Source organism: Lachnoanaerobaculum sp. MSX33 (assembly GCF_000512995.1).
GTDB lineage: Bacteria > Bacillota > Clostridia > Lachnospirales > Lachnospiraceae > Lachnoanaerobaculum.
In genome coordinates this window covers 1-537 of sequence record NZ_AZXX01000033.1, presented here as the reverse complement: position 1 = coordinate 537, position 537 = coordinate 1, and the positions used below count along the sequence as shown (strand labels likewise).

Here is a 537-nt window from a genome sequence, read left to right as displayed (position 1 = left end):
TTTTTTGCTCCCTTGGCTTTAAGTTAAAGTATGCTGAAAATGCCGCAGCACTATCACCGGCATTTACCATTCCCGGGAATCCCTGTGAGAATACCCAATCTGTATGATAATGACTTCCTGTCTGTATATATCTCATACCCCAAACACGGTTTTCACTAGGGTCATTTGAATCTCTCTTTACCATTCCGGCTCCGTTTCCTGATGAATATACATCAAAAACGGTTAATGGATAGGTTGAAGATGTATGACTTTGGAAATGAAGTCCTTCAAATTTCTCTCCTGCACCATGTCTTGTAGTGAAAATAGGAACATCATCCTGAGAAGGAAGCATAGTATCTGTCTCATTACCGACCATAAAATCTATGGTATCTGTTGCACTAGGGTTGTATGCAGTATACTGTACCGCAATATACTGATCGTCATCAGAAGGTTTGATTTCCTGTCTGAGTTCTATTGTCTTTCCACCGTCAGTCAATGTCAAAACTTGACCATTCACATAAGTATGTCCGGCAACATGAAGTTCCTTCTTTCTTGAAG

Annotated in this window: 1 protein-coding gene; it reads right to left on the bottom strand. The window is 40.2% G+C overall.

Annotation, left to right across the window (positions count from 1 at the left end):
* Positions 1-537: hypothetical protein (locus tag HMPREF1495_RS13850; protein WP_034212109.1), on the bottom strand; the 537-nt coding region annotated here is incomplete at both ends.